Raw genomic sequence first — 5,632 nt, forward strand, 5'->3', positions numbered from 1 at the left:
TGGGTGTGTGTTTGTGGTTTGAGAATCCAATAGCGTGTTTGTTTGAACAAGTTGTGATGCCAGAACATTTAATATTTCTGGTAAGACAATCACCTGGCCAAACAGTGGTTCACCCTCGTGTGGGTGGTTCTTCGCCGAACCTCCCACAGCATATGGGTGGATGGTGTGTTTGGTCAGTTATTTTGTGGTCAACCTTCTCACCCCGTGAGGGGTTGGCTGTCTTGCTGGGATTCATTCGTAACATAAAGTTTTTTATGGAGAGTTTGATCCTGGCTCAGGACGAACGCTGGCTGCGTGCTTAACACATGCAAGTCGAACGCTGAAGCCGACAGCTTGCTGTTGGTGGATGAGTGGCGAACGGGTGAGTAACACGTGAGTAACCTGCCCCTGATTTCGGGATAAGCCTGGGAAACTGGGTCTAATACCGGATATGACCAATCTTCGCATGAGGGTTGGTGGAAAGTTTTTCGATCGGGGATGGGCTCGCGGCCTATCAGCTTGTTGGTGGGGTAATGGCCTACCAAGGCGACGACGGGTAGCCGGCCTGAGAGGGCGACCGGCCACACTGGGACTGAGACACGGCCCAGACTCCTACGGGAGGCAGCAGTGGGGAATATTGCACAATGGGGGAAACCCTGATGCAGCGACGCAGCGTGCGGGATGACGGCCTTCGGGTTGTAAACCGCTTTCAGCAGGGAAGAAGCGAAAGTGACGGTACCTGCAGAAGAAGTACCGGCTAACTACGTGCCAGCAGCCGCGGTAATACGTAGGGTACGAGCGTTGTCCGGAATTATTGGGCGTAAAGAGCTCGTAGGTGGTTGGTCACGTCTGCTGTGGAAACGCAACGCTTAACGTTGCGCGTGCAGTGGGTACGGGCTGACTAGAGTGCAGTAGGGGAGTCTGGAATTCCTGGTGTAGCGGTGAAATGCGCAGATATCAGGAGGAACACCGGTGGCGAAGGCGGGACTCTGGGCTGTAACTGACACTGAGGAGCGAAAGCATGGGGAGCGAACAGGATTAGATACCCTGGTAGTCCATGCCGTAAACGTTGGGCACTAGGTGTGGGGGACATTCCACGTTCTCCGCGCCGTAGCTAACGCATTAAGTGCCCCGCCTGGGGAGTACGGTCGCAAGGCTAAAACTCAAAGGAATTGACGGGGGCCCGCACAAGCGGCGGAGCATGCGGATTAATTCGATGCAACGCGAAGAACCTTACCAAGGCTTGACATACACTGGACCGTTCTGGAAACAGTTCTTCTCTTTGGAGCTGGTGTACAGGTGGTGCATGGTTGTCGTCAGCTCGTGTCGTGAGATGTTGGGTTAAGTCCCGCAACGAGCGCAACCCTCGTTCTATGTTGCCAGCACGTGATGGTGGGAACTCATAGGAGACTGCCGGGGTCAACTCGGAGGAAGGTGGGGATGACGTCAAATCATCATGCCCTTTATGTCTTGGGCTTCACGCATGCTACAATGGCTGGTACAGAGAGAGGCGAACCCGTGAGGGTAAGCGAATCCCTTAAAGCCAGTCTCAGTTCGGATCGTAGTCTGCAATTCGACTACGTGAAGTCGGAGTCGCTAGTAATCGCAGATCAGCAACGCTGCGGTGAATACGTTCCCGGGCCTTGTACACACCGCCCGTCAAGTCACGAAAGTCGGTAACACCCGAAGCCGGTGTCCCAACCCACTTGTGGGAGGGGGCCGTCTAAGGTGGGACTGGTGATTGGGACTAAGTCGTAACAAGGTAGCCGTACCGGAAGGTGCGGCTGGATCACCTCCTTTCTAAGGAGCACACATTAAGATCCTCATGGTATGACCCGTCTGTGGTCATCATGAGAGCTCAAGGGTGGAACATCACTTCTTCCGCTCGCCCACACAGCCCGGCTGGGGTCAATGCCCCGGGTGCGGTGAGTGATCGGGTGGGCTAGAACGAACACGTTATTGGGTCCTGGAATCACAAACCCCACACGATTGTGTGGGTGTGGTTTCAACCAACAGGACCAACCCGACCAACAGGCAGCAGCGTGAAGCGGTTGTGTGGTGGTGGGTGTTTGGTAGTGGTTTGAGAATCGTATAGTGGACGCGAGCATCAAACACCATATTTGTGTGGTGTTTATGTAATGTGATTTTTCTTGTCATCATCTAGTTAAGGTGAATGAAACAATATTTTTCGCGCACATGAAGCCGGTCCCTTTTTGGGGGTTGGGTGAGTGTGTAAGAGCGCATGGTGGATGCCTTGGCATCAGGAGCCGATGAAGGACGTGGAAATCTGCGATAAGCCTCGGGGAGCCGATAAACAGGCGTTGATCCGAGGGTCTCCGAATGGGGAAACCCCGCCACTCGTGAGGGTGGTGACCCGTGTCTGAATATATAGGGCATGTGGAGGGAACGCGGGGAAGTGAAACATCTCAGTACCCGCAGGAAGAGAAAATAACAATGATTCCGGGAGTAGTGGCGAGCGAAACTGGATGAGCCTAAACCTGTGCAGTGTCAAGCGTGCTGGTGTTGCTGCAGGGGTGTTGTGGGGTGTACGTGGTCCGGTCCAGCATGGCCGGTCTGTGAGTGTTGTTGGTGTAGTCGAACCTGGTGGGAAACAGGACCGGAGTGGGTGAGAGTCCCGTAGACGAAACGCTGACTGTTCGCAGTGTGTGCATGCCCGAGTAGCACGGAACTCGTGGAATTTCGTGTGAATCTGCCAGGACCACCTGGTAAGGCTAAATACTTCCTGATGACCGATAGCGGATAAGTACCGTGAGGGAATGGTGAAAAGTACCCCGGGAGGGGAGTGAAAGAGTACCTGAAACCATGTGCTTACAATCCGTCAGAGCAGTATCTAGATGACTGTGATGGCGTGCCTTTTGAAGAATGAGCCTGCGAGTTAGCGGTGCGTGGCGAGGTTAACCCGTGTGGGGTAGCCGTAGCGAAAGCGAGTCCGAATAGGGCGAGTCAGTCGCGTGTCCTAGACCCGAAGCGGAGTGATCTAGCCATGGGCAGGGTGAAGCGTGTGTAAGAGCGCGTGGAGGCCCGCACCCACTTCAGTTGAAAATGGAGGGGATGACCTGTGGTTAGGGGTGAAAGGCCAATCAAACTCTGTGATAGCTGGTTCTCCCCGAAATGCATTTAGGTGCAGCGTTGCGTGGTTCTTGCTGGAGGTAGAGCTACTGGATGGCTGATGGGCCCTACCGGGTTACTGACGTCAACTAAACTCCGAATGCCAGTCAAGGTTCAGCGTGGCAGTGAGACAGTGGGGGATAAGCTTCATTGTCGAGAGGGAAACAGCCCAGACCATCAACTAAGGCCCCTAAGCGTGTGCTCAGTGGGAAAGGATGTTCAGTTGCGAAGACAACCAGGAGGTTGGCTTAGAAGCAGCCACCCTTGAAAGAGTGCGTAATAGCTCACTGGTCAAGTGATTGAGCGCCGATAATGTAGCGGGGCTAAGTACACCGCCGAAGTTGTGGCAGCACCACAATCGCCGTAATGGTGTGGTGTTGGGTAGGGGAGCGTCGAGTTGCCGGAGAAGCTGCCGTGTGAACGAGTGGTGGAGGCGATTCGAGTGAGAATGCAGGCATGAGTAGCGAAAGACGGGTGAGAAACCCGTCCACCGGATGACCAAGGGTTCCAGGGCTAGGCTAATCCGCCCTGGGTAAGTCGGGACCTAAGGCGAGGCCGACAGGCGTAGTCGATGGACAACCAGTTGATATTCTGGTACCGACACACAACCGACAGTACCAAAACACACGATACTAACCCTGTGATGACCCCGTCAGGCCTTCGGGCCTGTGGTTGGGTTTGAGTGGGGGACCTGAGTGTGGAGTCGGTAAGCGTGAGGTGTGACGCAGAAAGGTAGCCAGGCCGTGCGATGGTAGTCACGGTCTAAGGTTGTAGCACGTGGGGGTAGGTAAATCCGTCCCCGCATAGAGTGTGAGAGCTGATGGGCGCCCCACATTGGTGGGGTGATCTGGTGATCCTCTGCTGCCGAGAAAAGCATCGACGTGAGGGTGTGTGTTGCCCGTACCCTATAACCGACACAGGTGGTCGAGTAGAGAATACTAAGGTGATCGAGAGAATCGTGGTTAAGGAACTCGGCAAAATGCCCCCGTAACTTCGGGAGAAGGGGGACCATCCCGGTGAACCCACCATGCGTGGGGATGTGCTGGTGGTGGTCGCAGAGGCCAGAGAGAAGCGACTGTTTATTAAAAACACAGGTCCGTGCGAAGATGTAAGTCGATGTATACGGACTGACGCCTGCCCGGTGCTGGAAGGTTAAGAGGACCTGTTAACCCGTAAGGGTGAAGCGGAGAATTTAAGCCCCAGTAAACGGCGGTGGTAACTATAACCATCCTAAGGTAGCGAAATTCCTTGTCGGGTAAGTTCCGACCTGCACGAATGGCGTAACGACTTCTCTGCTGTCTCAACCACGAACTCGGCGAAATTGCATTACGAGTAAAGATGCTCGTTACGCGCAGCAGGACGGAAAGACCCCGAGACCTTCACTATAGTTTGGTATTGGGATTCGGTGTGGTTTGTGTAGGATAGGTGGAAGACGTAGAGGCCCTGACGCTAGTTGGGGTGGAGTCGATCGGTGAAATACCACTCTGACCATAGTGGATTCCTTAACTTCGGACCCTGATCGGGTTCAGGGACAGTGCCTGATGGGTAGTTTAACTGGGGCGGTTGCCTCCTAAAGAGTAACGGAGGCGCCCAAAGGTTCCCTCAGCCTGGTTGGCAATCAGGTGTCGAGTGTAAGTGCACAAGGGAGCTTGACTGTGAGACGGACGTGTCGAGCAGGAGCGAAAGCTGGGACTAGTGACCCGGCCATGGCTTGTGGAAGCGTGGTCGCTCAACGGATAAAAGGTACCTCGGGGATAACAGGCTGATCTTGCCCAAGAGTCCATATCGACGGCATGGTTTGGCACCTCGATGTCGGCTCGTCGCATCCTGGGGCTGGAGTCGGTCCCAAGGGTTGGGCTGTTCGCCCATTAAAGCGGTACGCGAGCTGGGTTTAGAACGTCGTGAGACAGTTCGGTCCCTATCCGCTGCGTGCGTAGGAAATTTGTGGAGGTCTGTCCTTAGTACGAGAGGACCGGGACGGACGAACCTCTGGTGTGCCAGTTGTTCCGCCAGGAGCATGGCTGGTTGGCTACGTTCGGGATGGATAACCGCTGAAAGCATCTAAGCGGGAAGCCGGCTCCGAGATGAGATTTCCAACTGACTTTTGTCAGGGGAGGTGTCCTATAGATGATGGGGTTGATAGGCCGGGTATGGAAGCACTGTAAGGTGTGGAGTTGACTGGTACTAATACACCGATCACTCACCAACCATTCCAATGTGGGGTTGGTGTGTGCGAAAAGATGTTTTGTTTTTCTAGGATGGCTTGAAGAGTTCACACTCTCGGGTGTGCATGTTGCATAAGTTTTGGTGTTCGCGTTCGCTGTGCGGTTCTTGGACCACTACCGCTGACAACTCTGTTTTTGTGGGGTTGTGGTGGTGGTTTGTTGGTTTTGCGGTGGTGATAGTGGTGGGGAAACGCCCGGTTAACCGTTCCGATCCCGGTAGCTAAGCCCATTCGCGCTGATGGTACTGCAACTTGGTGGTTGTGGGAGAGTAAGTGACTGCCGCAATATTTTTTAAGGTG

3 rRNA genes are annotated in these 5,632 nt (G+C 54.4%); all 3 read left to right on the plus strand.

Annotated features, from left to right (window positions below):
• Positions 1 to 251: 251 nt before the first annotated feature.
• The 3 genes from KTJ89_RS19185 (at position 252) to rrf (ending at position 5,618) form a co-directional block, all read left to right on the plus strand.
• A 16S ribosomal RNA gene (locus KTJ89_RS19185) occupies positions 252 to 1,779 on the plus strand.
• Between the two features lie 422 nt (positions 1,780 to 2,201).
• A 23S ribosomal RNA gene (locus KTJ89_RS19190) occupies positions 2,202 to 5,316 on the plus strand.
• A gap of 183 nt (positions 5,317 to 5,499) precedes the next feature.
• Positions 5,500 to 5,618 (plus strand): 5S ribosomal RNA (rrf, locus tag KTJ89_RS19195).
• Together the 16S, 23S and 5S rRNA genes form the textbook arrangement of a ribosomal RNA operon.
• Positions 5,619 to 5,632: the final 14 nt, after the last annotated feature.

The organism is Brevibacterium sediminis (genome assembly GCF_024895295.1).
Lineage (GTDB): Bacteria > Actinomycetota > Actinomycetes > Actinomycetales > Brevibacteriaceae > Brevibacterium > Brevibacterium sediminis.